15 protein-coding genes and 1 tRNA gene are annotated in these 22,800 nt (G+C 42.1%); 10 read left to right on the forward strand and 6 right to left on the reverse strand.

Annotation, left to right across the window (positions count from 1 at the left end; all coding sequences use genetic code 11):
* Positions 1–69: 69 nt before the first annotated feature.
* From AC570H_RS10810 to AC570H_RS10825, 4 genes are read right to left on the reverse strand one after another with little or no spacing between them, the layout of a single operon-like run.
* Positions 70–3,678: a BamA/TamA family outer membrane protein gene (locus AC570H_RS10810; RefSeq protein ID WP_497354573.1), complete on the reverse strand. Its 3,609-nt coding sequence runs from the start codon at positions 3,676–3,678 to the stop codon at positions 70–72.
* Between the two features lie 44 nt (positions 3,679–3,722).
* Entirely contained in the window at positions 3,723–4,541 is an 819-nt protein-coding gene (locus AC570H_RS10815) for an SdiA-regulated domain-containing protein (RefSeq protein WP_497354575.1), read from the reverse strand.
* Positions 4,542–4,590: 49 nt separating this feature from the next.
* On the reverse strand, positions 4,591–6,657 hold the full coding sequence (ppk1, locus tag AC570H_RS10820; RefSeq protein WP_497354577.1) for a polyphosphate kinase 1: 2,067 nt from the start codon (positions 6,655–6,657) through the stop codon (positions 4,591–4,593).
* Between the two features lie 2 nt (positions 6,658–6,659).
* Positions 6,660–7,883: a Pycsar system effector family protein gene (locus tag AC570H_RS10825; protein WP_497354579.1), complete on the reverse strand. Its 1,224-nt coding sequence runs from the start codon at positions 7,881–7,883 to the stop codon at positions 6,660–6,662.
* 105 nt (positions 7,884–7,988) lie between these two features.
* On the opposite strand from AC570H_RS10825, the gene AC570H_RS10830 reads away from it, so the two are divergent.
* From AC570H_RS10830 to AC570H_RS10845, 4 genes are all read left to right on the forward strand, one after another.
* On the forward strand, positions 7,989–9,194 hold the full coding sequence (locus AC570H_RS10830; protein ID WP_497354581.1) for an alginate lyase family protein: 1,206 nt from the start codon (positions 7,989–7,991) through the stop codon (positions 9,192–9,194).
* 65 nt (positions 9,195–9,259) lie between these two features.
* Complete coding sequence (locus AC570H_RS10835; protein WP_497354583.1) at positions 9,260–9,748, forward strand: TspO/MBR family protein; 489 nt, start codon at positions 9,260–9,262, stop codon at positions 9,746–9,748.
* Positions 9,749–9,779: 31 nt separating this feature from the next.
* A complete protein-coding gene (locus tag AC570H_RS10840) occupies positions 9,780–12,095 on the forward strand; it encodes a patatin-like phospholipase family protein (protein WP_497354585.1) in 2,316 nt (771 codons plus the stop codon).
* Positions 12,096–12,105: 10 nt separating this feature from the next.
* On the forward strand, positions 12,106–12,633 hold the full coding sequence (locus AC570H_RS10845; protein WP_497354587.1) for a hypothetical protein: 528 nt from the start codon (positions 12,106–12,108) through the stop codon (positions 12,631–12,633).
* A gap of 104 nt (positions 12,634–12,737) precedes the next feature.
* On the opposite strand, the gene tamL is transcribed toward AC570H_RS10845, so the two are convergent.
* Entirely contained in the window at positions 12,738–15,167 is a 2,430-nt protein-coding gene (gene tamL, locus AC570H_RS10850; RefSeq protein WP_497354589.1) for a translocation and assembly module lipoprotein TamL, read from the reverse strand.
* Here tamL and AC570H_RS10855 point away from each other — a divergent pair.
* The 4 genes from AC570H_RS10855 (at position 15,158) to AC570H_RS10870 (ending at position 16,878) form a co-directional block, all read left to right on the forward strand.
* Positions 15,158–15,898 (forward strand): TrmH family RNA methyltransferase, encoded by a 741-nt coding sequence (locus tag AC570H_RS10855; protein ID WP_497354591.1) that lies wholly within the window; start codon positions 15,158–15,160, stop codon positions 15,896–15,898. The genes tamL and AC570H_RS10855 overlap by 10 nt on opposite strands.
* A gap of 46 nt (positions 15,899–15,944) precedes the next feature.
* Positions 15,945–16,514 (forward strand): hypothetical protein, encoded by a 570-nt coding sequence (locus tag AC570H_RS10860; RefSeq protein ID WP_497354593.1) that lies wholly within the window; start codon positions 15,945–15,947, stop codon positions 16,512–16,514.
* A 79-nt stretch (positions 16,515–16,593) separates the two neighbouring features.
* Positions 16,594–16,664, forward strand: a tRNA-Cys gene (locus tag AC570H_RS10865).
* A gap of 37 nt (positions 16,665–16,701) precedes the next feature.
* Positions 16,702–16,878, forward strand: a complete 177-nt coding sequence (locus AC570H_RS10870) for a spore protein (RefSeq protein ID WP_497354595.1) — start codon at positions 16,702–16,704, stop codon at positions 16,876–16,878.
* 151 nt (positions 16,879–17,029) lie between these two features.
* On the opposite strand, the gene AC570H_RS10875 is transcribed toward AC570H_RS10870, so the two are convergent.
* On the reverse strand, positions 17,030–19,468 hold the full coding sequence (locus tag AC570H_RS10875; protein WP_497354597.1) for a TonB-dependent receptor: 2,439 nt from the start codon (positions 19,466–19,468) through the stop codon (positions 17,030–17,032).
* 115 nt (positions 19,469–19,583) lie between these two features.
* Here AC570H_RS10875 and AC570H_RS10880 point away from each other — a divergent pair, with 115 nt between their 5' ends.
* Together AC570H_RS10880 and AC570H_RS10885 are read left to right on the forward strand one after the other, a co-directional pair.
* Positions 19,584–21,119, forward strand: a complete 1,536-nt coding sequence (locus AC570H_RS10880) for a PepSY-associated TM helix domain-containing protein (protein WP_497354599.1) — start codon at positions 19,584–19,586, stop codon at positions 21,117–21,119.
* 225 nt (positions 21,120–21,344) lie between these two features.
* Positions 21,345–22,721 (forward strand): glycine-rich domain-containing protein, encoded by a 1,377-nt coding sequence (locus AC570H_RS10885; RefSeq protein ID WP_497354601.1) that lies wholly within the window; start codon positions 21,345–21,347, stop codon positions 22,719–22,721.
* Positions 22,722–22,800 lie beyond the last annotated feature (79 nt).

Genomic DNA, 22,800 nt, shown 5'->3' on the forward strand with positions numbered 1-22,800 from the left:
ATAAATTTTCAACTCCCATCTCAGGAAATCATAAAAATTTATTCGTGTACGTTTTATCTCTCGTTAATTTTAAAATCTAAAGTTCATCGAAACATAAGGATACCATCCTTCTTTCGAATAGCCCATCACAAACCTAAAAATGGTTAGGGATGCTGGGGCAAAATATACGCCGGCACCAACGCCATGGTGCCATAAATCTGATGATTCGTCGGTTTTCCAAACGCGACCCACATCATAAAATCCCATTAGGCCTACCTGGCCAGGGAGTACGTAGCTTACAAAATCGCCCAGTTTTGCTCTCAGCTCCAAGTTGTTGTAAAAACTGTGTTGCCCAGCGAACCTAAACTGTCTGTAGCCCAACAAATTACCTTGTCCACCCAAAAACAAATTCTGGTAAAACGAAGGTTTGCCTATGGTTATACCACCGCCAAATCGATCTGCCAGCACAAACTTGGCCCTACCGTCCAAATTCTTGTACAAGGAAATATTCGCTGTAAATTGGACAAAGGAACTGGCATATTTATTTAAACTCTTGTAGCCTACCAATTTAAAATCGGTATAGCTACCTAGTGTCGGCAAAATCTCGTTGTCGCGGGTATTATTGATAAAGTTGACTGCTACGCCGGTGTAAAGTTTGTCTTTATCTACGGTTAAACTATCATAAGAATGCAATTGTGACGTATTATTGATAAATCTGCCTGCATTATCGTCCTTATCAAAATTATAATATTGGAAAATCGGGCCAACGGTAAAGGTCGATTTTGGCCTACGCCACCTCAACGAAGCTTCCAACTGATAGATACTAAATCTGGCCCTGTAAAACTTCACATCATCGCCAGAATCGTCAAACTTGGTTTCGTTGCCAACTCCGAAAAAGTTCTGGGTATTGTTAGGTGCAAAAGCATCAGCCTTCAACACCAAATCGGCCTTGCCAACAGCTTTTAACCAATCGCCACGGTAGTTGAACCTAAAAGCCGAAGTGGCGAACGAATGCAGAAAAGAGAAACTCTGCTGGTTGCCATAAGGCTGTTTCCTGAACCCAGGATTGGTGATCTTGTAATTCAAGCCTGCCAACAAGCCATCGTCATTGTTAAAACCTGCATTGAGAAACAACTGGTAACGGCTGTACAAATCCTTGCCCAAATAAGAAACATTCGAGGTATCTGTGGATAGTCTTTTGTTCAGTTTGCTTACCTCATCGCCACTAAAAGTGGATTTGTTGTTTTTAAGGCCAAAAACCTGTACGCTTCTGCTGGCATTAGGTACTTCATAGATCTTTTTGCCTCCTCCTGATATGATCCTCAATTTAATATTTGAAGTTTTATTGTTCAAGATGAGGCTGTCATTGCCATCTTTTACGTACAAGCGGATTTCCTTGGTTACTTTTGGATCGAAATTGCGGCTAAAAATCTCTTCTTTGATATCGCCGTCTTTTGAAATTTTATTGATCTGTATTTTCAGGTGTTGGTCGGCAGAATCCGTAATCAATACGCGCTCGTTTTTATTGCTGGTTTGAATATCTACAATGCGGTTAAAGAAATGATAGTATTCGTTCATCAGCTTTGGCAATGCATCCCTGCGTTCTTTCATCTGTTTCAAAAACTGATCATGGCGCAAGGTATAATTAGGCTCTGGCAATCTGCGTAAGGCTTTTTCAAATACATCGTCGGTTAGCTTGGCACAAAAATCCCTGATGATTTGGTCCCACTCGGCTTCGGTAAACTGCGAAAGCAAACGACTATTCATCGCCCTGCCCTCCCATAAAAACCAATTAATGTTTTTGATATTTCTCTCATAGCCCTGCATCATCGGTAAAAATGAAGAACCTTGCGCATAGCGTTGGATCAAACCATCCGAGCTATAAAAAACCTGGTCGCGATCTCTCGGAACGGCCAAATATTTTGAGCCTTTTTCGCCCTTTTCAGGCTTCCAGCGCCATTGATCTTCATGACGATCCCAATCGCCCAACATCACATCCAAGGCCCTTCCACGCAGCAACAAAGCTCCATCGTAGGTATTGTCGTTGTCATCGTCGAGCTTTTTGAACATTTTGGTAGTATTGTCTGAATTGCCCAGAGGTTCTCTTTCTTCCAACAGACACAAAGTATTGGCAAAGGCATTTGAATATTCTCCCAAATTGACATCGGGCGATACCCAGCCGATAATCGGATTGCTATGGGGCACATTCACCGCATCGGCAATGGGTGGCACCACCAAAGCACCAAAAGGATGCTGCGCAGACATGTTGTCTTTCAAAATATCTTTGGCAAAAGTTGCTCTTAAGCCTTGCGGCAATAGCACTTCCGGATATTTCTCTACGCTTCTGAGTACCCATTCCTTGCCGTCTTTATCTTCGAGCCTGAGCGAGCGCGATTGATTTCCTCCGCCCAACTGGGTTGGCTTTAATCCGCCTTTAAATTTCGAGATATGCAACACCGGAACCTTGGTTTCCATCGCATAATCCTTGCGGTAGTTCTCGCCAAAGAGAAAACGGTGAAACTTGCCTACGCTATCATACGATGGATGGATTTTAATGCTCACACTATCGGCAGTGATTACTTTCAATTCGTTTCTTTTAGCCACGGCAATCTCTTTATAAGGTTGCGTATAGCTGAAAACCCTAACCACGCCAGTATCCGCATATACGTAATACTCATAGCGCATGTCGTTGTTGTTTAGCTGATCGGCAATGACATAGCCTTGGCGATATTCGTGAAAAAGCGAGTTTTTGCCTTTTTTGTTCGGCGACCATTTTGAACCGGCACCACTTACGATCTGCAATTGCTTGCTTTTGATCAGCTGCAGGCCATGTTCGTGTCCGGCCACATAAACCACGTTCGGTTTATCCCCAAAAACGCTGTTTACACTTTTGATCATATCCTTGTACAGCGGGTGGTTCAAATCTTCTGGACTTAACAGCGTAGAACGCAGAAAAGGATAAATCGAGCCAATAACCGGCAAAGGAATAATCAGGTTTTTATTCAGCAAGGTAAGGGGCAACAAGTGATTGCGCCAGGTAAAATAACCGCCATGCGAGCCATAACTCTGAAACGGATGGTGCGAAGCCAGCAAAATCATCTTATCGCGGTTCTGCTCCATCAAATCATTCATTTTGGCAATTACCGCATCTTTGGTTTGGCAATCGCAATCTGCTGCCGGATTTTGTTTATTGTAAGGAAAAAGCCACCACTCGCTATCATAGGCAATAATGGTCAGCTTATCGGTCAATTTAATTGCAATTGGATCTGGACAGCCGTTTGATGGGATCAGTTTTAACAAAGGATCGCCCAATGATTCGAGGTATTCACTCTGCCTGATGATTTTTTCCAGTCCGTTAGGTCCAGATTTGTCCCAATCATGGTTGCCAGGCACAAAATAAACCGCAGCGCCTGCTTCCCGCATCGGCTGAAACTGCGACTGCAATATTTTAATGGTCTCTTGTTCATCGCCAAAGCCAGGAATGGCCATACCGGTTGGATAAATGTTATCGCCTAGGTAAAGCGTAGTGGTTTTGCCCTTTATGACATGCTTGGCTGCATTTTTTAGGGATTCCATTTGGCCGGTATTCATTTCACCAGCATCACCAATTAAAATTACGCGGTACTTTACAGCATCTTGGGCCAGGCCCAACAAACTTCCGAATAATAAAATAATAGAAAAGGTAATTTTTTTTATCATACTGGCTACTTGAACGTTAACGGATAGAATTGGCTATTATAAATTTAAGGTTTTTTGTAATTGAATCTCAGGATATTTCCCTGCTGGGTTTCGCTGCCTTCATTTGAAATATACAAATTGCCGGCTGTATCAAAAGCGATGCCCTCAGGCTGGTTAAATATATTCGAGCTCAGGTGGTATACATTTTTGATTTTCCAATTCGCATCGGTTACAATCAAGGCCTTGTTTACGCTCGAAACGATATACCATTCGTTGGTTTTAAGGTTTTTGGCTAGTGCCGATGGATGAAAGGCACCTTTTTTCTTGCCCGAAAGCTTGTCTATTTGACTGGCATCGACCACAAAAGTGCCTTTAGGTTTAATGCTGCCGTCTTTTTGAAGCGACAAGATATAGCCACTTGCCTGTTTAATGCCTTTATCAACCTTGCAGTCTTTGCAAAGCATGTAAACCTCACCAGTAGCCTCATTGGCAAAAAGGCCTTCATATTCGCCTTTTGGAACCAGGTTTTCGATCTTTTGTACATTGGTGGTTTCTGGCTTTTGGGTTTCGCTAAGTGGAAATACAAACAAAGTGCCATTGCTCTTTAACAAAATAGCCCAGCCTTGGCTAACAGCTATATCTTCATAATCACCTTTGCCCGCAAATTTGGTGGCTACCTCGTCTTTGGTTCCCAAAGGCATGCGAAAAATCTTTCCCTCTTCATCTTGCTCTGCGTATACAATTTTGTTATCGCCCTTGTCAAATGCAATACCTGATATTTCCTGCAAATCATCTGGCATGCTGTATTTTTGAGGCTTGCTCAAATCATATCCCGGCGGATTTGCTGGTCCTTTGCTTTTGGTTTGCGCACAGGATAACTGCATAATCGCAAAGGTTAATGCCACGAAACCTATTTGATATCTTTTAATATGTTTAACTGTTTTGATCATCATACTTATTTTTTAAAAATTGATAAATACGGTACTGTGATTGTTCAGGTTCTCCTTTAGCTACAATCGGAATATTATTTAAGTTTTGATCTAGTTCAACTGCCTGTACATTATCCGCCAGTTGCAGGTTGATCATCGCTTTGATTTCGGCCTTGATCTCTTCATCAAAAACCGGAAAACAAACCTCAATCCTACGGTAAATATTCCTGTTCATCCAATCGGCCGAACCCAGATAAATCTCTTCCTTACCGGCATTGTGGAAGACAAATACCCTGCCATGTTCCAAGTAACGGTCAACAATTCTTCTCACCTCAATGTTCTCGCTCATGCCTTTTACACCAGGTTCTAACCTGCAAATTCCCCTCACAATCAACTGGATTTTTACGCCAGCCTGTGAGGCCTCGTAAAGTTTGGCGATGAGCACTTTTTCTTCAAGGTTATTGAGTTTAATGATTATCGAGGCTGTTTTTCCCTGCTTGGCTTGGACTATTTCCCGATCGATAAAAGCCAAAAACGAAGCCTGTAAATTGAACTGCGCCACCAATAGGTAATCCAGTTTCATCAGGTCTGGATCGGTTGGCCTCACCCTTTTTGCCAAGAAAATAAATACCAGTTCCATTTCGCGCAACATGCCTTGATGGGCTGTCATCAGGATATGATCGGTATAAAAATTAGCAGTGGTTTCGTTAAAGTTTCCAGTGGCAAAAAGTCCGGTATAAACTGTTCTTAAACCTACTTTTCGTTTAACCAATGCAATTTTGGCGTGTACTTTTAAAGCCGTTACGCTGTACACGATATCTACACCGGCCTCTTTCATTTTTTTGGCCCATTTAATGTTATTGGCTTCGTCAAAACGGGCCTTTAACTCTACCAAGACAAATACTTTTTTGCCGTTTTTGGCTGCGCTGATCAAAGCATTTACAATTTTCGAGTCACTGGCCACGCGATAGAGCGTCACATAAATTTCCTGCACATCGGCATCGGTAGCTGCTTCGTTAAAAAAGCGCAATACACTATCGTACGATTGATATGGCGGATTAATGAGGATATCCTTGGCCAAGATCTGATCAAAAATCGATTGGCCTTTAATAATTGGCGGATAAGCAATTTTAGGCCACGAAGGGTTGGAAAGATTTGAAATATTAACCGGAAAGGAAGCAAAGTCTTTCAGGTTATGATAGCCCCCACCTTCTACCAAATTTGCATTTTGCAGGTTCAGCTTATCGATGAGCAAATCGAGCGTAGCCTGTGGCACGCCTGGCTGATACAAAAACCGCGTAGCCAAGCCGAAATCTCGCTTTTGTAACTGGTTTTCAATCTGCTCTGCCAAACTGCCGGCATACTCATCCTTAAGGTCTATTTCTGCATTTCGGGTAATTTTAAAACTGAAACAGCCCGTAACTTTTGCGTTTTTGAAAAGCCGTTTGAGGTTACATTTGATCACATCGTCTAAAAATACAATAAAGGTCTGGTCGCCTTTGGCAATCTTATAAAAACGCGGCAGGTTATTTGAAGGAATATTCAGCACAAAAGTCTTTTCCTGTACGCCCTCTGTCAGGTTAATCAGGAAATAAAGCTCATTATTGTTGGGAAAGAAGGAAGATTTGGCTTCGGCCAGGTTAACCGGTTGCAAAAATGCCAGCACTTGGCTCAAAAAATAGCGCTCAATCTCTTCGTTTAATTCGGCAGGCAGTTTTTCATCGTAAATTAAATGGATCTGATGCGCTTTAAGCTCAGGGATAATGCTCGTTCTTAAAATATTGCCGTATTCGCGCTGCTGCTGATGAATAGCCTCATTTGCTTTATCGAGCATGCTCTCGTCTATGTTGACGTTGTTTTTCTCTTTCTTGCTCAGCTTGGCCAATGCCAACAGCACGGGCATCCGTACGCGATAAAACTCATCGAGGTTAGAGGAATAGATAGACAAAAACTTGATGCGCTCGAGCAAGGGCACGTTTGACCTTCCAGCCTCCTGCAACACACGTTCATTAAAGGTAAGCCAACTGAGATCTCTGTCAAAAAAAGCGTCTTCAACTTTTATATCGGGCATTTTTAGTCTAATTTACCGTAAGCAACGTACGAAATAACATAAGCAAGAACAGAAGCAATCAATCCAAACATGAAAATATTGTAGGCTGTTCTCAATAACTTGTATTTGCGGCCCAACACCACCCCTTGCGAATACACATCGGTAATGAGCGTACCGTAAAGAAATTCTTTATCGTTCATCACTTTGATCATTCCCCTTGAATAGTCTTGCAGGGCCATTTTGTAGAAATTACCAAAAAACAACAGGTTTACCTTTTTACGTTCGAGGTCGTTATCGTTAAACACTCCATTGGGAATTGAAGGCCGAGTAGCCAAAATAGAGAAGATGATACAAGAAAGTGCCACCATTAGCAAAATAAAGGTAGGAACGATGAGAAAAGCATTGTCTTCCAACCTTCTGAGCACCAAACTCACAATCAGCGACAAAATGATAGAGTTTACGGTAATCAGCAATTGCGATTTATTATCGGCCATGTCGCTGAGGCGCTGATTATTACCCGAAGTAATCCTGAACATGGTTTCGATGCCTTTATCGGGCCTTTCTTTGTCCTTGTTCTTGCGCAGTTTTTCTTCTTTCTCCTCTTCAGTATCTATTTTGTCTTTTATAGTTACCGGAGCTAATTCTACTTCTTCTTCGGCCAGTTTAGCCTTTAATTTGTCTAAATTTTTGGCCTTTTGGTCATTGAGCAACAAATTGCAATAATCGGTTTGGTATTGATGGGTTTCGAGAAATTCGATGTCTTTTTTACGCCATTCCAGCTTGCTGATCTGCTTGTTATAAAGCATTTCTACTTCTTTGTGCATCAGTTTGGCCTTCTTCCTAAAGTTTTCGCTGCCCAAATGAAAAAGATCGCCATCGCACAGAATGTTTTCCAGCTGATTAGTTGGCTTTTGAGGCATTCGGGTAGAAAGAATTACCTGAGCTACTGCATCCCTAACCTCAGCCGGCACTTCAAGCTCTTTGAGGAAATTTCCTGCTAATTCGGCACCTTTTTTCTCATGGTTAATGGGGTCTTCGAAATAACCCGTGTCATGAAACCACGCTCCGGCATAAACAATAAAAAAATCCCTATCGCTTAGCTGATAGTGATTGGCAATTTGGACCGTGGCTTTCACCACGTCTTGGGTATGATCTAGGTTATGATAAACAAGCTTGTCATCGTGGTGCGTGCTGAAATAGGTCAGCACATGTTTTTCAACTTCTTCTTGAAGGTGCTTATAGTTCATTGGTTCAAATACTTAAATCGAGCGCGATTTTTCTTTTTATTTAATTAATTAGATATTTACGAAATATACGCATTTTTATTAATGGCATCCCAAAAAACCCACAAAATGAAATTTGTTTCCCACTTTTTGCCGACACTCCCTTTCCGTAGATTTTTGCTAATCATTTGCCTGGGAATAGGTTTTGTTTGCAGCAGTTTTAAAAAAGACGAAACCTTTAAAAAAGAAATAAACGCTACGCTTCGCCAATTGGTTTTAAAAGAAGCCAAATGGGCGATGGAGCAAAAACCGGTAACCGTTACCGCCTCGAAAGCAGAACGCAGCAGTGGCGGCCTGCACGATTTTTATTCGGAAGGCGATTATTGGTGGCCTAATCCAGAAAAACCCGATGGGCCTTATATCCAAAAAGACGGACTGACCAATCCACAGAACTTTGTAGCCCACCGCTTGGCGATGATCAGGTTTAGCCAAATTATTGGAGCTTTGGCTTCGGCTTACCAGCTCACCGGCGATGAGAAATATGTTAAACAGGCTGTGACCCATATCAATGCTTGGTTTATTGATGAAAACACCAAGATGAACCCTAATCTATTGTATGCGCAGGCCATTAAAGGCGTAGCTACCGGCCGTGGCATTGGCATTATCGATACCATCCAGCTGATGGAAGTTGTACAGGGCATTTTGGCCATGCAAAAATCAAAGGCCTTGCCCGCGGCCACACTTAACGGGACCAAGAATTGGTTTGCCCAATACCTGAATTGGTTAACTACACATCAATACGGCAAAGACGAGATGAATGCCAAAAACAACCATGGCACTTGCTGGGTAATGCAGGTTGCCTGTTTTGCCAAATTCACTCAAAACACAACGCTGATCGATTTCTGCAAAGACCGCTACAAAACCATTATCCTGCCACAGCAAATGGCTACAGATGGCAGTTTGCCCCTTGAACTTAAACGCACTAAGCCTTTTGGCTATTCGATTTTTAACCTCGATGCCATGGCCACCATTTGCCAGTTGTTGAGTACGCCACAAGATAATCTGTGGAACTACCAAACCAGCGATGGCCTTGGCATTAAAAAAGGTATTGATTTTCTTTATCCTTACCTGGCCGACAAGAACAAATGGCCTTATGCCAAAGACGTGATGCATTGGGAAAGCTGGCCTGTTGCACAGCCCTCACTTTTGTTTGCCGCCGTTGCCTACCAAAAACAAGATTGGCTGGCCGTTTGGCAAAAAGCAGAACATGATCCTAAAAACGAAGAAGTGATCAGGAATCTGCCAGTTAGGCATCCGCTGATCTGGCTCAATTAATCCTTAATTTGTTACAAAACAACGTTCTTTTTGGTTTGTTAGCTATAAAGCAAAAAAATATCCTCATGCCAAACAGAACCAACAAATTTCAATTTCTTCCTTTTATAAGCTGCCTTTTCATTCCTTTGTTTATTGGTTTTTTAGGCAGCATGCTTACGCTTGAATCGGTAAAGACATGGTATCCAACCATTAACAAGCCGAGTTTTAATCCGCCTAATGCTGTATTTGGCCCGGTGTGGACCGTTCTTTACATTTTAATGGGTATTTCTTCCTATCTGGTTTGGAAAAAGAGAAAAATAGCCATGGGTTATTCCTGGGCGGTTGGCATCTATTTTTTACAATTGATCCTGAACCTGACGTGGTCCTATCTCTTCTTTTATCAGCATCAAATCGGTTTTGCCTTGATCGAAATTGGCCTACTGCTGCTCACCATTATCATCAATGCCTTTATCTTTTTTCGTATTGACAAGATAGCCGGATGGCTATTTCTTCCCTATATACTTTGGGTCAGTTTTGCGTCTTATTTAACCTATTCCATCTCGCTTTTGAATTAATTTAAAAGAAAAACAATATTTTTATGGGGTGATGTACCCTAAAAAACTCTTTGTTTTGTTCCTCATTCTTTTAGCGCTGCAAGTAAAAGCGCAAAAGGTGGGATTGGTATTGAGTGGTGGTGGTGCCAAAGGATTGGCCCATATCGGTACTTTAAAGGCACTTGAAGAAAACAATATCCCAATCGATTACATTACAGGTACTTCGATGGGTGGTATTGTAGGTGCCATGTACGCTGCAGGCTACTCGCCCAGCCAAATGGAAAAAATTGCCTTGAGCGATGATTTTCAAGACTGGGTAAATGGCCGCTACAAAAGCGATTACAGCTATTATTTTCAGAAGACAGGTCCAAATGCATCGTTGCTTACGGCCAAACTTTCGATAGACACCAGCTTAAGATTAAGCTTCAGGTCTAACCTAATTAACGATATTCCGCTCAATTTTGCATTGCTGGAATTATTTTCGCAGGCTTCGGCCATTTCTAAAGACAATTTCGACCAATTATTTGTACCCTATCGTTGCATGGTTTCCGATGTGCTTTCGCAGCAGAGCATTACCGTTGGCAAAGGCAGCTTGGCCGAAGCGGTACGCGCCACCATGACGGTTCCATTGATCTACCGTCCCATCAAACTGGATGAAAAATATGTTTTCGATGGCGGGATCTACAACAATTTTCCGGCCGACGTTATGAAAAAGGAGTTCAATCCAGATTTCATCATCGGGGCCAATGTATCTTCCAAAACCTTTAACGAATATCCAAAAAACGACGACCGTTTGCTGAACAGGTTTCTCGTGTATATGTTTTTAGCCAAATCAGATTCTACTTTGGTTGGCGAAAACGGCGCTTATATCCAGCCTGACATGACAAATTTCAGTTCCACCAATTTTGTACCGGTGGCCGAACTGATTAAACGGGGCTATGATGCAACCATGGCCGAAATGGAAAGCATAAAAAGCAAGGTTTCGAGAAGAGCAAATCCCCAGGAACTTTTAACCAAGCGGATGGAATTTAACCAGCGCAAACCAGATTTGGTATTCAGTAACGTAGTGGTTTCGGGCGTTAATTCTCAGCAGAAAAAATATATTGAACGGCTTTTTAAGAGCGACCAAGCTACATTTAACCTAACCGATATCAAAAGGGGCTATTATAAGCTGGTGGCTGATGAAACTTTCGAAACCGTTTATCCCAAGATAACCTACAACGCAACCACCGATAGCTATGTTTTTGAGATTGTGGCGAGGCCTAAAAAGAGTTTCAGGATAGATTTTGGAGGGAACATCTCTTCTAGGCCGATCAGTAATGTGTACTTGGGCCTGCAATACAATTACCTCAATAAAAAGGCCTATACTTTTGGAGCTAACTTCTACTCGGGCAGATTTTACGAATCGGCACAGGTAAGTGGCAGGGTCGACTACCCTTCTGGATTACCTTTATTTTTGGCAGCCGAGTTGACCTACAACCACTGGAATTACTACAATACCAGCCAGATTTTTATCGAAAATCCGCATCCTACCTACGTGGAGCAGGGTGATAGGAAGATAGATATTAAATTGGGCATGCCTTTAAATCGCAATGCGCGCGTAACATTGGTAGGCTCGTTTATCAATAACAACGATAGTTATAGTCCAACCAATACTTTCCAGGTGGGCGATGTGTTAGACCGGACTGTTTTCAATGGCCTCAGAACAAGCATCCTCTTTGAGCAGAATTCGCTTAACCGCAAGCAATATGCCAACCGGGGCCATAGCCTTTTCTTGAGCGTGAACTTTACCACCGGAAAGGAGAACTACACGCCAGGGAACATTTTCAGGGCCAACAGAACCTTTATCAATACGCTGGACATCCAACGTACCTATAGGGAATGGATGCACATTAAACTGAGCGATGAACATTATTTTTTCCATACCAGGCACTATAGCTTGGGCTATTTGGTAGAAGGTGTCATCTCTAGCCAGCCGCGCTATTTTAATTACTATTCTACCCTATTGGCTGCACCGGCATTTTATCCGATCCAAGATAGCAGGTCTCTGTTTCTTGAAAAATTTAGGGCAACGAGCTATGCCGCAGGAGGCTTAAAGAATGTATTTAACATTAAAAGAAACCTCGATTTGCGTTTAGAAGGCTATTTATTTTTACCTTACAAAGAATTTGAACAAACCGGACTACAACAGGTAGCCTATGCAAAGGCATTTAGGAGATGGCACTATGCAGGTACCGCCGGATTGGTTTACCATACACCGGTAGGTCCGATAAGTTTCAGCTATAATTTATATGACGATCCTGTAAAAAGAAACGGGGTTTTACTACATTTAGGATACTTAATTTACAATAAACGATCTTTAGAATAACCTCGCTACTATGAGAAACCTGCTTGTTGCTTTTTTCCTCTTTATTTCGGGTACTTGTTTTGCCCAAAACACCGATATCAATAACTTTTTGGTTAAAGAGAGTTTGTTAAAAAACAGCAAATTGGCAGTTATTGCAGCAGACTCGTTAGGCACGCCCATCGAAAGCATTAACGGGGTTTATACTTTTAGCGTTAGTGGTTTTAGCCAATCGTTGAGTTTTAACGATGGAGTGGCCGTAATTCCCTTACAGATAGACAAATCGACCTTTGTGTACATCAAGCACCAAAACGACAAAGGCACCCATAGCAAGCTCTTGTATGTGTACAAGAAAGATGGTGATTTAAATCCTTTTACCATCAGCAGGATCTTTTTGATCGTGATCCCTTTGATCATTATCATCCTGGCTTTTGCCTTTAAGCGATTCATTTACATCGCCATTATCCTGTTGCTCGTTTTCTTCTTTTTCAGCTACAGCAATGGCCTGAACATTTCTACTTTCTTCGAAACTACTTTTGATTACCTGAAGAATTTGATTTAGTAGTTGTTCGTTTTCAGTTGTTCGTTGTTAGTTGTTCGTTACTAGTTGTTAGTTGTTCGTAAAGCAAATTTGCCTCTAGCATCTCTCAACTCGAGAACTGAAAGTTAGAAAGGCATTCCGATACCAAAATTGTATTGCATAAAGCGATAGCGATCGGGGCCGTTGGTTAAGCTGTATTGTCTTTTGAATTCGCTACCACCTTTTAAGAATTTCCCGATTACCCATTGCTCAGAACCCTCAAACTGCGGGTCTTTCACTTTAAGGCCAAGGTCGAACCTGAACACAAAGAACTGCACGTCAAAGCGCAAACCTACTCCGGTACCGATGGCAATCTGCTTGTGCAGATCTTTGAGACTGAACTTGGCATTGTTTTGCAATTCGTCGTTAGAAAGGTTCCAAATATTTCCCATATCTACAAATACGGCACCCTTAAGCTTTCCTCCAAAAAACTTGTTAGACAACATAGAGCGGTATTCAAAGTTGGTTTCAATACGCATTTCTCCCAATTGGTCCAAACCAAAAAGCGCACTCCTCAATTCTGGCGTTTGCAAAACAGAACGGTTGTAGTTTCCTGGGCCCAAGGTTCTGGCCTGCCAAGCCCTAATGCCGCTTGAACCGCCTGCATAAAACAGTTTCTCAAATGGAACAGTAGTAGAATTTCCATAGGCAAAACCTATACCTGCGTTAATCCTGGCAATGAATTGCTTATCTAGTCCGAGGCTTTTGTACCAGCGTACATCTATTTCCGGACGAACATATTGATTAAACGGCAAACCCAGCACCGTTCCATAATCACCGTTTTTCGGATCGTGCTTATCGCCAAAAACCTTGGTGGCCAATTGCAACAAGTTACCCGCCATGTCTATATTACCCCTGAAATAAACAAAAGATCTGTTACTCAGCAATTTATCGGCATTAAGCGAGTAGGCATATTTAACGCCCATTGTAAAATCTTTTCTGCCCAACAACAAAATGTTATAGAAGTTATTGGCCAACAGCCTCTTGTTGATTTCGGCATTGGGATTTGAACTGCTTGTATCGATCAACACGTTACCAAAGCGATATTCAAAGTTTAATGGCGTTAAAGAGTGGAGCTTTGACTTCGTCTCTACCCAATCGTAACTAATTGAATTGATAAAAATCCGCCTCACTGCAACATCCTTTTGCAAGGCATACAAGTAACTGGTAGAGAAAGTGGTGTAAGGCATGCCGTTTTTGCCCATTAGGGGAATACCAAAAGGCACCATTAACCGAGGTACCGTTAAGCTGGCACTCAACGAAAAATCGCGTTGGTAAATATCAGAGAAGATCGATTTCCCGCCATTGGTTCGCGATTGCAAACCTCCCTTGATCTGAAACTGAAAGCGTTCGGCCCCCTTTAAGAAATTGTTATCGGTATAGGTATTACTGATGTTAAAGCCAACCGTACCACCGTTAAAAGGCACCTCACCCTCTATCCTGTTGCTTCGGCGCTTTTGTGGCGTTAGCAAGATCACTGGTTCAACCTTATTGCTGCTGTCTTTTGCCTTTGTATAATCTATTTTTACGTTTTTGAATACATTGAGCTGGTAAAGCCTATCGTAGGTAAGTTGCTCCTTGCTGATGTCAAAAACCTCGCCTTCTCTTAAAAAATCATAACGAACTATCGGATTTCGCCTAAATCTTTTAGACAAATCTGTAAATTTAATACCTCTAATCGCCCTTTTTACTTTTAGCGAATCCGAGAGTTTATTCAAATCCGTGAAGCCATCAGCGCTTTGTGCGATAATGATATTGGTTTCGCCAATGGTATAGACCTTGTGTTTGGTTACGGTACTGTCTATCGGATTATCAATGATCAGCTTTACGTTCACCTTGCTCGCATTAAGACCCGAATCAGGCTCATAACGTACATATGGTCTTACAAAATCGAAATACCCGTTCTGGCGCATCACCTGATAGATCTGCTCGCGTTCGTACACCAGCGAATCCTCATCGTATTGCATGCCTTCGCGCAGGTGCGTAAAGTATTGTTTCTGTGTAAAATAGAGTTGTTTAAGTGCGCTATCTGGAATTTGATAGCTGAACTTGTTGACCATAAAGGCTGGTCCCGGACTGGCTATAAATTTGAGTTTGGCCTTTTTGTTTTTTATATCGATCTGTGATACTACCTTCGCCTTAAAAAAGCCTTTGCTCTTAAGGTATTTTTCGATCTGGTTGCGCGAGATTTCGACCAATGCGCTATCTAAAATGGGTGGTGGAGAGCCCAGGGGCTTGATATTGCTGGTTTTGTATTTTCCGTTTTTGGTATTGAATATATTGTAAATGCCCACATTGATGCCCAAACCGCCGGCAGGTCTGATGTCTTTCTGCACGTAGTTATAAGCCTGCTCTTCAAAAGCCTTACCAATGCTGTCTATTTCAACTTTTTTAACGATTGCCTGATAGTCTTCGATGTACTTTGTTGAAGCACATCCTGCCACAAACACCAAAATAAATAGTAATATTGCAAGAATTTGTACCTGTTGCCTATAATTGTATTTGTATGCTTTCAAAATCTCAAATCAGTTTTATAAAATCGCTCCATCAGAAGAAGTACCGCAAAGAAAGTGGAATTTTTATGATTGAAGGTATAAAATCTATCACAGAATTCATAAACTCAAGCTACCAAATCCATAGCGTTTATTATACGCCAGCCTATTTCTCCCAATTACCCAAAAATCTCGCAAATATAAAGTTATTTGAGGTAAACAACGCTGAACTGGAGAAGATTAGTACATTGCAAAATCCACAGGGCGTTTTGGCTTTGGTCCACATTCCTGCCAAACAGGAAATAGATCTTGCCCAATTAAAAAACCAGTTTTCGCTTGTTTTAGACGATGTGCAGGACCCCGGAAATTTCGGCACCATTATTCGTACCGCAGATTGGTTTGGCATTAAACAGGTCATCTGCTCAGCAAACACAGTGGAAGCCTACAATCCAAAAACCGTACAATCTACCATGGGTTCGCTGTGCAGGGTAAACGTAAGCTACACCCAGCTCGATACTTTTTTAGCGGCTGCCAAACTGCCCATTTTTGGAGCCTTGCTCAATGGACAAAACATTTACCAAACCAATTGGGGCAAGGAAGGCCTGATTTTATTGGGCAACGAGGGCCACGGGATTAACCAAACCCTATTGGATAAAATTACCGTACCCGTTACCATTCCCCGTATTGGAGAAGCCGAATCGTTAAATGTTGCGGTAAGCGCTGCTATTTTTTGTTCGGAACTTAACAGGAAATAAATGTTCGGGGCCTATATTTGTTTTAGGCCTTAAAAGATCTATGCGAATGAAAAACCAGTTTTACCTGCTGTTGATAATGCTTTTATCTTTTGGCTTTATCAATCAGTCGTTTATATCCAGTCCAAAAAGGGCACTAGGGATCTTCACATTAGAACGGAAGGGCAAAATCTATACCACGCATCATGTGGGAGGCAATGTGGTGATGCCCAAAAACAAGAAAAACATCTACCTGATGTTAAGCACCGAGTTCCATACCGATGGCAAAAGCATCAATCTTGATATCCATTTCCGTAATCAGGATGACCTTGTTGTGGGCAAAACCTATACCTTAGGCCGCAAGCTGGCTCCGGATGCCCAAAAGCCACGGGTGATTACTTATATCGAAATGCTTAACAGTGATACAGAAAGCACAAAAATGATTGCCTGTGGATCGGATATGGGTACTTTAACATTAACTAAGCTCACCCTATCGGATAAAATGATTACCTTATCAGGCAAGTTCGAATTTAAGGGCAAAAACGATAACGATAATCCAAAAGCCGAAAAAGAGATTGTGGTAAAAGGCAGTTTTAGTGACATAGAAATTATGAAGGTCTCATCAGACATGCTTAAATAATAGTTTTAAAAAATTTTAAATTCAATTTGCTTTGAACCCTAATTATTAATTATTAACTTTGCAACCTTGAATTTTTAAGGGTCGAGTGGCCGAGTGGCTAGGCAGAGGTCTGCAAAACCTTGTACAGCGGTTCGAATCCGCTCTCGACCTCAAGATTAAATAATTAAAAGAAATAAAGCGCATTACCATGGCAGTAACAAGATTAAAAAGAAAAGACAGATACAACAAAACTGTTTCTCGTTTAGAGGTGAAAAACCTAAAGTTAGCTACTAACTTAGAGTTGGGAAGCCGTTCTCAACAATCTACAAAAGACCAATTGGCTAAAAACAACGCAATCTTGGCTCAATTAGAAGCTAAAGCTTAGTCAATTTTCTTTTCAAAAGACTTAAAGCATCCTAGATCATTCTAGGATGCTTTTTTGTTTTTGCACTATTCCCTTATTTCTATTATTCACAAACGATCAAAAACAAAAAAGCTCCCGATGAACCGGGAGCTTTTTTGTTGGCTTGTAGCCTTTAATAATTGATGGTATAAGTGACATTGTAAGTACGCCCCCTACCCAAGTAATCAAAAGTTTGCGGAGTGGCCAAACCTTTATACAACATTTGTGAACGTTGGCTCCAAATGGTCTGGTAATCTTCGTTCAGCAGGTTCTGTACACCAATAGACAAGTTACCCACCGGCAGCTTCACATTGCCCAACAAATCGATTGTGGTATAGCCTTTCAGTTTATTCCCTGCACGATCTTCCAAATCAAACGAGTGGAAAACCTGGCCTTTTAAACCAAAGAACTTGTTTTTAAAGCCAATAAAGCCCGTTGCTTTCGATGGACTAGCATCGGTTACGCTTTGAAGGAACCAAGAGCCATTTTGCTTATTCTGCGATTTAATGTACAAACCATTTGCTCCTACTTCAAATCCATTTTTAAAATTAATGGCTACCGAACCTTCAGCGCCTAGGTTTCTTCGGTTTTCATCAATCACCTCTACGGCAAGCGTAATGGGCACTACCCTAAGGTTTTTATCAGACAGGGCATAGAAACCAGCAACCTGCGCACTGAAAGTGCCGTTACGGAAGCGGTAGCCTGCTTCATATTGATTGGTTTTTATCCCGGTTAATGGCGAGTTCGCCACACTTGTAGCACTTACCAAATTCCAGTTGGTTCCGCTTAATGTATAAGTACCTTGTCCATAGTATTTGGCAGGATCGGCTAAGTTAAATCCTTGCGAAAAATTAAACCAGGCCTGTTGTGGTGCTGAGATTTTGAACACCAAACCACCATTCAACAAATTCACGTCGTAGTGGTTCTTTCCGCCTGCAATTGGGGTAGCCGTGCGACCGAATGCACCATTGCCATAAACAATAGCAGCGCTGGCGTCAACACCTACAAAATCGCCTACTTTTACAAACATCCTTTGCTGACGAACACCTCCTGTTAGGCTTAGAAAATGAGTAAGTTTAAGCTGCGCCTGTACAAATCCAGAAAGTCCGTTTACGGTAAAGCCCGGATAACGGCCAATGTTTGCAATGCCCACATTGTTAAAACCGCCACTGGCAGCCGATAAGGTTCTGTTGAACAAAGTTTGACTGGCATTAAAACTTTCGTTATCGCCATCAACACCATAGGTCAGGCTAAATTTATTCCAATCTTTAGCCAATACAATTTTTACGGCGTTATAATCGGTTGTTTGAACAGACGAACCGCTGTATAAGAACCCGCCACCAGGTATAGAAGCATTTCTTACTTGGGCAGGAAAAGGGTGGAAACTAAACTTCTCTGTTCTGGCCGAAGCTTGAACATATAAATTCTGTCCGCCAAGAATATCGATAACACGATAATTTGCATTGATTCCAGCCCTCGAAGTTTTAGGGCTTACTGTTGACGAGAAGCCGTTGCGCATTTCGAGCAATGCCGGATTGGCCAACAACCCTCCAAGGTTTGCACCTAAATACAGATCCCTATCGCCAACATAGCCTGAATTATAGTACTGGGCATTCAGGCTTAAAGTCTGTTTTTCCGACAATTTGAATTCGCTTGTTGCAAATAGATCAAACGATTGGTTGTACTGTAAATCGGTTTGCGTAATATCCGTGTAAATCTGCTTGTTGTCAGCATCAAAAGCCGCATTGTTCTTTTGGTAGGCAATCCCGATACGGCCGTTCCAGTTTTCGCTGCCTCCAGCTATCGATTGTGCTACCCGTACATCGTGGTCGTTATTTTGCTTCAGGCCACTCCTAACACCTGCCTGCGTAGTAAAAGCAGGCAATCCGTTTTGTCCTTTTTTGGTGATGATGTTCACAATACCCCCCGTTGCGCCACCGCCATAAAGAGAGCTGGCTCCAGAAAGCACTTCGATCCTTTCGATGTTAAATGGGTCAATCGAATCGAACTGACGGCTTACTCCTCTGGTACTGTTCAAAGAAACGCCATCAATCATAACCAGCACATTTCTTCCCCTCAGGTTTTGGCCGTAATTTGTACGTCCCTCTGGGCCTGCATCCATACCCGGAATCAATTGCGCCAAAGCTTCTTTAAAACTTACGCCCGCCTTGAGCTGTTCTTGCAGCTTTTGTTGATCAACCACCCAAACCGTTCCCGGAATCTCGCTTATTTTGCTAGGTTTACGAGACGAAACGACAACGATTTCCTGCATGTTGCCCAAAGGGCTCAAGGTAATATTCAACTGCAGCGACTGGCCTTCGGCCAAGCTTACCTTTTGTGTGCTTGAGGCATAACCAATATAACTTACGGTCAATTGATAGGTTCCAGGGCTCAAGTTGAGCTCAAAGCTGCCATCCTGATTTGTGGTTGTTCCATTGGCTTTCCCTTCAACCTTAATGTTCGCTCCTGCCAAAGGCGTGGCTTCCCCATTCACCTTTCCAGTAATGTTTTGTGCTTTTGCCATACCCGCGAAAAGGCCTAGGCAGCAAATTAAGTAGAAAATTTTATTCATAACTCAGATCGTTTTTTGCGCAAAGCAACATTTTATTTAGATTAATTCCAAATAATTTGCATTTTCAAGTGTAAATCAATTTCTTTGCGCCTTAAAACCACTATGCTGCTATTGTATGACTGCCAAAACATCCTCAAAATCACCCTGGGCTAAACATCAAAAAAGATGGTTTGGCAAATGGCATACCTATTTGGGGATCGTAGCCGGAGCAGTAATAGCATTTGTGGGCTTAACAGGCAGCATCTTGGTTTTTCAGGATGACATAGATCGTTCCCTCAACAAAGAATTGTATGATGTAGTTGCACAGCAACGTAAACTTGGGTTTGACGAACTCGTTCCGCTCATTAGAAAAAAACACCCTAACCTCAAGTTTGATTACCTCATTGCAGGCAAAAACGACAGTCCACTAGAAGCGTACATTGCATCAAACCTTCAAACCCAAGAACAAACTTTTATCAATCCCTATACCGGCGAAATATCTGGCAAAAGACTGTATTCGAGTTCTTTTATCAAGGTGGTTACCGAATTGCACCGAACCTTGTTGGTACCGGTAATCGGCAGGTATATTGTTGGTTTCGCAGCCCTTTCGCTCTTGATTTTAACAGTTTCGGGTCTTCGCCTCTGGCTGCCCAAAAAATGGAAACAGCTTAAATCGGGTCTGACGGTAAAGTTCGATGCCAAGGCAAAACGCCAAAACTACGATTGGCACAATGTATTGGGCATTTATTCGTCGCCTGTTGTTTTTACCTTGAGCCTAACTGGTTTTTGCATTACTTTTTCTACGTTGGTGATTCCCTTGCTCTTTATTTTTGCTGGGAAGTCTCCAACAGGTGTGGCCGCATTGTTAGGTGCAAAATCGGCTTATCATGCCAATGCCCAGCCTTTGCCGCTTTCGGCTATAGTGAAAACCGTAAAAGAGAAAATGCCTGAGGCCAGGTTGGCCGGAATGGCGATGCCTGCAGACAAATATGGTACTTATCGATTGGATATCCTGAGTGGCAAACTCCCTGTTGAAGGCCAACGGGAAATGCTTATTGTTGACCAATACACCGGAAAAGTACTTTTAAACAGCCGAACGGATTTTCCAAATATTGGCAATGCTTACCTGGGCTGGCTTACGCCTATCCATTATGGAAGTTTTGGTGGCAGGCCCACACAGGTTATTGCCCTAATTGGAGGCCTAATTCCGCTGGCCTTATTTATTACCGGCTTCATCATTTGGTGGCCACGTTATCGAAAGGCTAAAGGAAAGGCACAAAAGCAAGCGCTTACTGCCGATGCTAGGCCTGTTATTGAAAAACCGGCAAAACAGAAGCAGGGCCTTTGGCGCACCTTTATCTTCCAAGTGAAAAAGGGTTTTGGCTACGCAGGCATTGTACTTCCGTTAACTGCACTTACAGGTGCCATTTACGGCCTGTTTGCAGGAATTGTGTTGCAACCTATGGTATTTGCCATTGCCTTTACCTGTATTTTGGTAGCGCTTAACTTCAGTTGCGCCTTGCTTGCCGAGCTATTCAACCTTATTTTTTTATTGCCATTTAAAAGAGGAAGCGTTCGCTTAACGCGCTACTTTGCACTCTCGTTTTCATTTTTTGTGGTCTTTCTCCTCACCTATTTCTTGGTACTGAATACGGGATTGAAAATCTTTTAACCAAGTTTATCTTCTTCTTTGGAGCTACCCGAATTGCGGTGATCATTAGTAAATTATGAGCACCTAATTTAACACCTAAGTCTTTGACTTTTCTTTCTGAAAAGGGGGAATTAGTAGCGACAAAAAGCATTTGTTAATTTTGATTCTAAATTTAACATAAACTTAACAATAGAACATTAATTTAATGTCGAAGAAACTTAGCAAAAGAGCAAGTTCTTCCGAAAAATGATAGATAAGAAACTCTGGAGCAAAATCGAGGCATTCGACTTCGATAGCCCGATCAGCGAATACGGCTTCTCGATCCGATTGGCCAATGAAAACTACTGGACTAAAAATTTTACCCAAAAAGCCATACTCGAGTACAAAAAATTCATGTACCTGGCTGTCACTTCAGACGAGATGGTTTCTCCATCGCCTATTGTCGACACCGTTTGGCACCAGCATCTCATCTTTACAACCTCTTACTCAGATTTCTGCGACCTAGCAGGGAAACAGATCCAACACATCCCCTCCACACACCACAGCGAAGAATTTGCCAAGTTTAAACAAGCCAAAGAACGTACCCAACAGCTTTATAAAGCCAGTTTCGGCGAACAGCCAGCAGAAATATGGAACTATAACGACATGTACGACAGTTTGGAATTGCCAAAAGCCAAGCTTAAAATCAGGGCCTTCGTACTTTTGGGATTGCTTGCATTTGCCCTGCTCATTACCCCTTTGCATTTTGTACTCAAGCCTTTGTACATCAAAATTGGCAACCCAGATTTTTTGGTCGGCCTTTCTATAATTTGCCTTTTTGCCCTTGTCCTGCTCGAGTGGTACAACCAAAGCCGATTGGCTGGCATTGTAAACGGTTTGAAGCCCCATACTTTTGTCCACGAGCTTACACCTTCAGAACTGATCTATTTAAAAACCCAAAGTTTGCCTCATGTAGTGCATAATGTAGTTAACCAGCTTGTAGAAAAGAAACAGATTAAGATTTCCGACTCTTTTTTGGAGCCTACCTTAGAAAAGTCGCCCCAAAGCCACGAAGAGCACCAAACTTTAAATGCAATAGCTTTTTTAGGCAAAACAAATTACACACAGCTTTTAAATCACCTTGTGCAAAAACCTGTATTTGTAGTTACCGCAAGCTGCATGGAGGCTTTCCAGAAGTATTTTATCAAATCAAAGGCCTTTGCCAAAATCTTCTATCACAACTTTATTGTACTCGCCATATTGCTCCTATTGGCCTTGAGCCGACAAATCATCGGGATTGAAAGAGATAAGCCTGTTGTCGAAATTGGCATATTTGTGTTGCTCTTCTCCATCTTAATCATCCTTAGCTTATGGCGCCTAACCAGGCTTGTAGCTACCAGAACCATTCCCAGTCTCTATAAGCGCATTATATTGCCAGAAAAATCGATGCAAGATGACCACGAATGGCAATATTTTTTGTTTGGCACAGCGATATTAACTTCCTCTTTCGTACCCATCGTTCATCAACAACGGAAATATGATAATGGAAGCAGCTGCGGCACTTCTTCCGATAGTTCTTCAGGGAGCTCTTGCGGCAGTTCATGTGGCAGCTCTTGCGGAGGCTGTGGTGGCGGAGGCGATTAAACGGCCAATCTTTACCGCAAAGTACGCCAAATACCTTACCAGAGAATTAACAATACATGATATTTAAGGACAGGTAAGC

It is taken from the genome of Pedobacter sp. B4419 (assembly GCF_059693725.1).

Coding starts and splice junctions, on each gene's coding strand:
- AC570H_RS10810 (WP_497354573.1), bottom strand. CDS start 3,678: ATGATAAAAAAAATTACCTTTTCTATTATTTTATTATTCGGAAGTTTG.
- AC570H_RS10815 (WP_497354575.1), bottom strand. CDS start 4,541: ATGCAGTTATCCTGTGCGCAAACCAAAAGCAAAGGACCAGCAAATCCG.
- ppk1 (WP_497354577.1), bottom strand. CDS start 6,657: ATGCCCGATATAAAAGTTGAAGACGCTTTTTTTGACAGAGATCTCAGT.
- AC570H_RS10825 (WP_497354579.1), bottom strand. CDS start 7,883: ATGAACTATAAGCACCTTCAAGAAGAAGTTGAAAAACATGTGCTGACC.
- AC570H_RS10830 (WP_497354581.1), top strand. CDS start 7,989: ATGAAATTTGTTTCCCACTTTTTGCCGACACTCCCTTTCCGTAGATTT.
- AC570H_RS10835 (WP_497354583.1), top strand. CDS start 9,260: ATGCCAAACAGAACCAACAAATTTCAATTTCTTCCTTTTATAAGCTGC.
- AC570H_RS10840 (WP_497354585.1), top strand. CDS start 9,780: ATGTACCCTAAAAAACTCTTTGTTTTGTTCCTCATTCTTTTAGCGCTG.
- AC570H_RS10845 (WP_497354587.1), top strand. CDS start 12,106: ATGAGAAACCTGCTTGTTGCTTTTTTCCTCTTTATTTCGGGTACTTGT.
- AC570H_RS10855 (WP_497354591.1), top strand. CDS start 15,158: ATGCTTTCAAAATCTCAAATCAGTTTTATAAAATCGCTCCATCAGAAG.
- AC570H_RS10860 (WP_497354593.1), top strand. CDS start 15,945: ATGAAAAACCAGTTTTACCTGCTGTTGATAATGCTTTTATCTTTTGGC.
- AC570H_RS10870 (WP_497354595.1), top strand. CDS start 16,702: ATGGCAGTAACAAGATTAAAAAGAAAAGACAGATACAACAAAACTGTT.
- AC570H_RS10875 (WP_497354597.1), bottom strand. CDS start 19,468: ATGAATAAAATTTTCTACTTAATTTGCTGCCTAGGCCTTTTCGCGGGT.
- AC570H_RS10880 (WP_497354599.1), top strand. CDS start 19,584: ATGACTGCCAAAACATCCTCAAAATCACCCTGGGCTAAACATCAAAAA.
- AC570H_RS10885 (WP_497354601.1), top strand. CDS start 21,345: ATGATAGATAAGAAACTCTGGAGCAAAATCGAGGCATTCGACTTCGAT.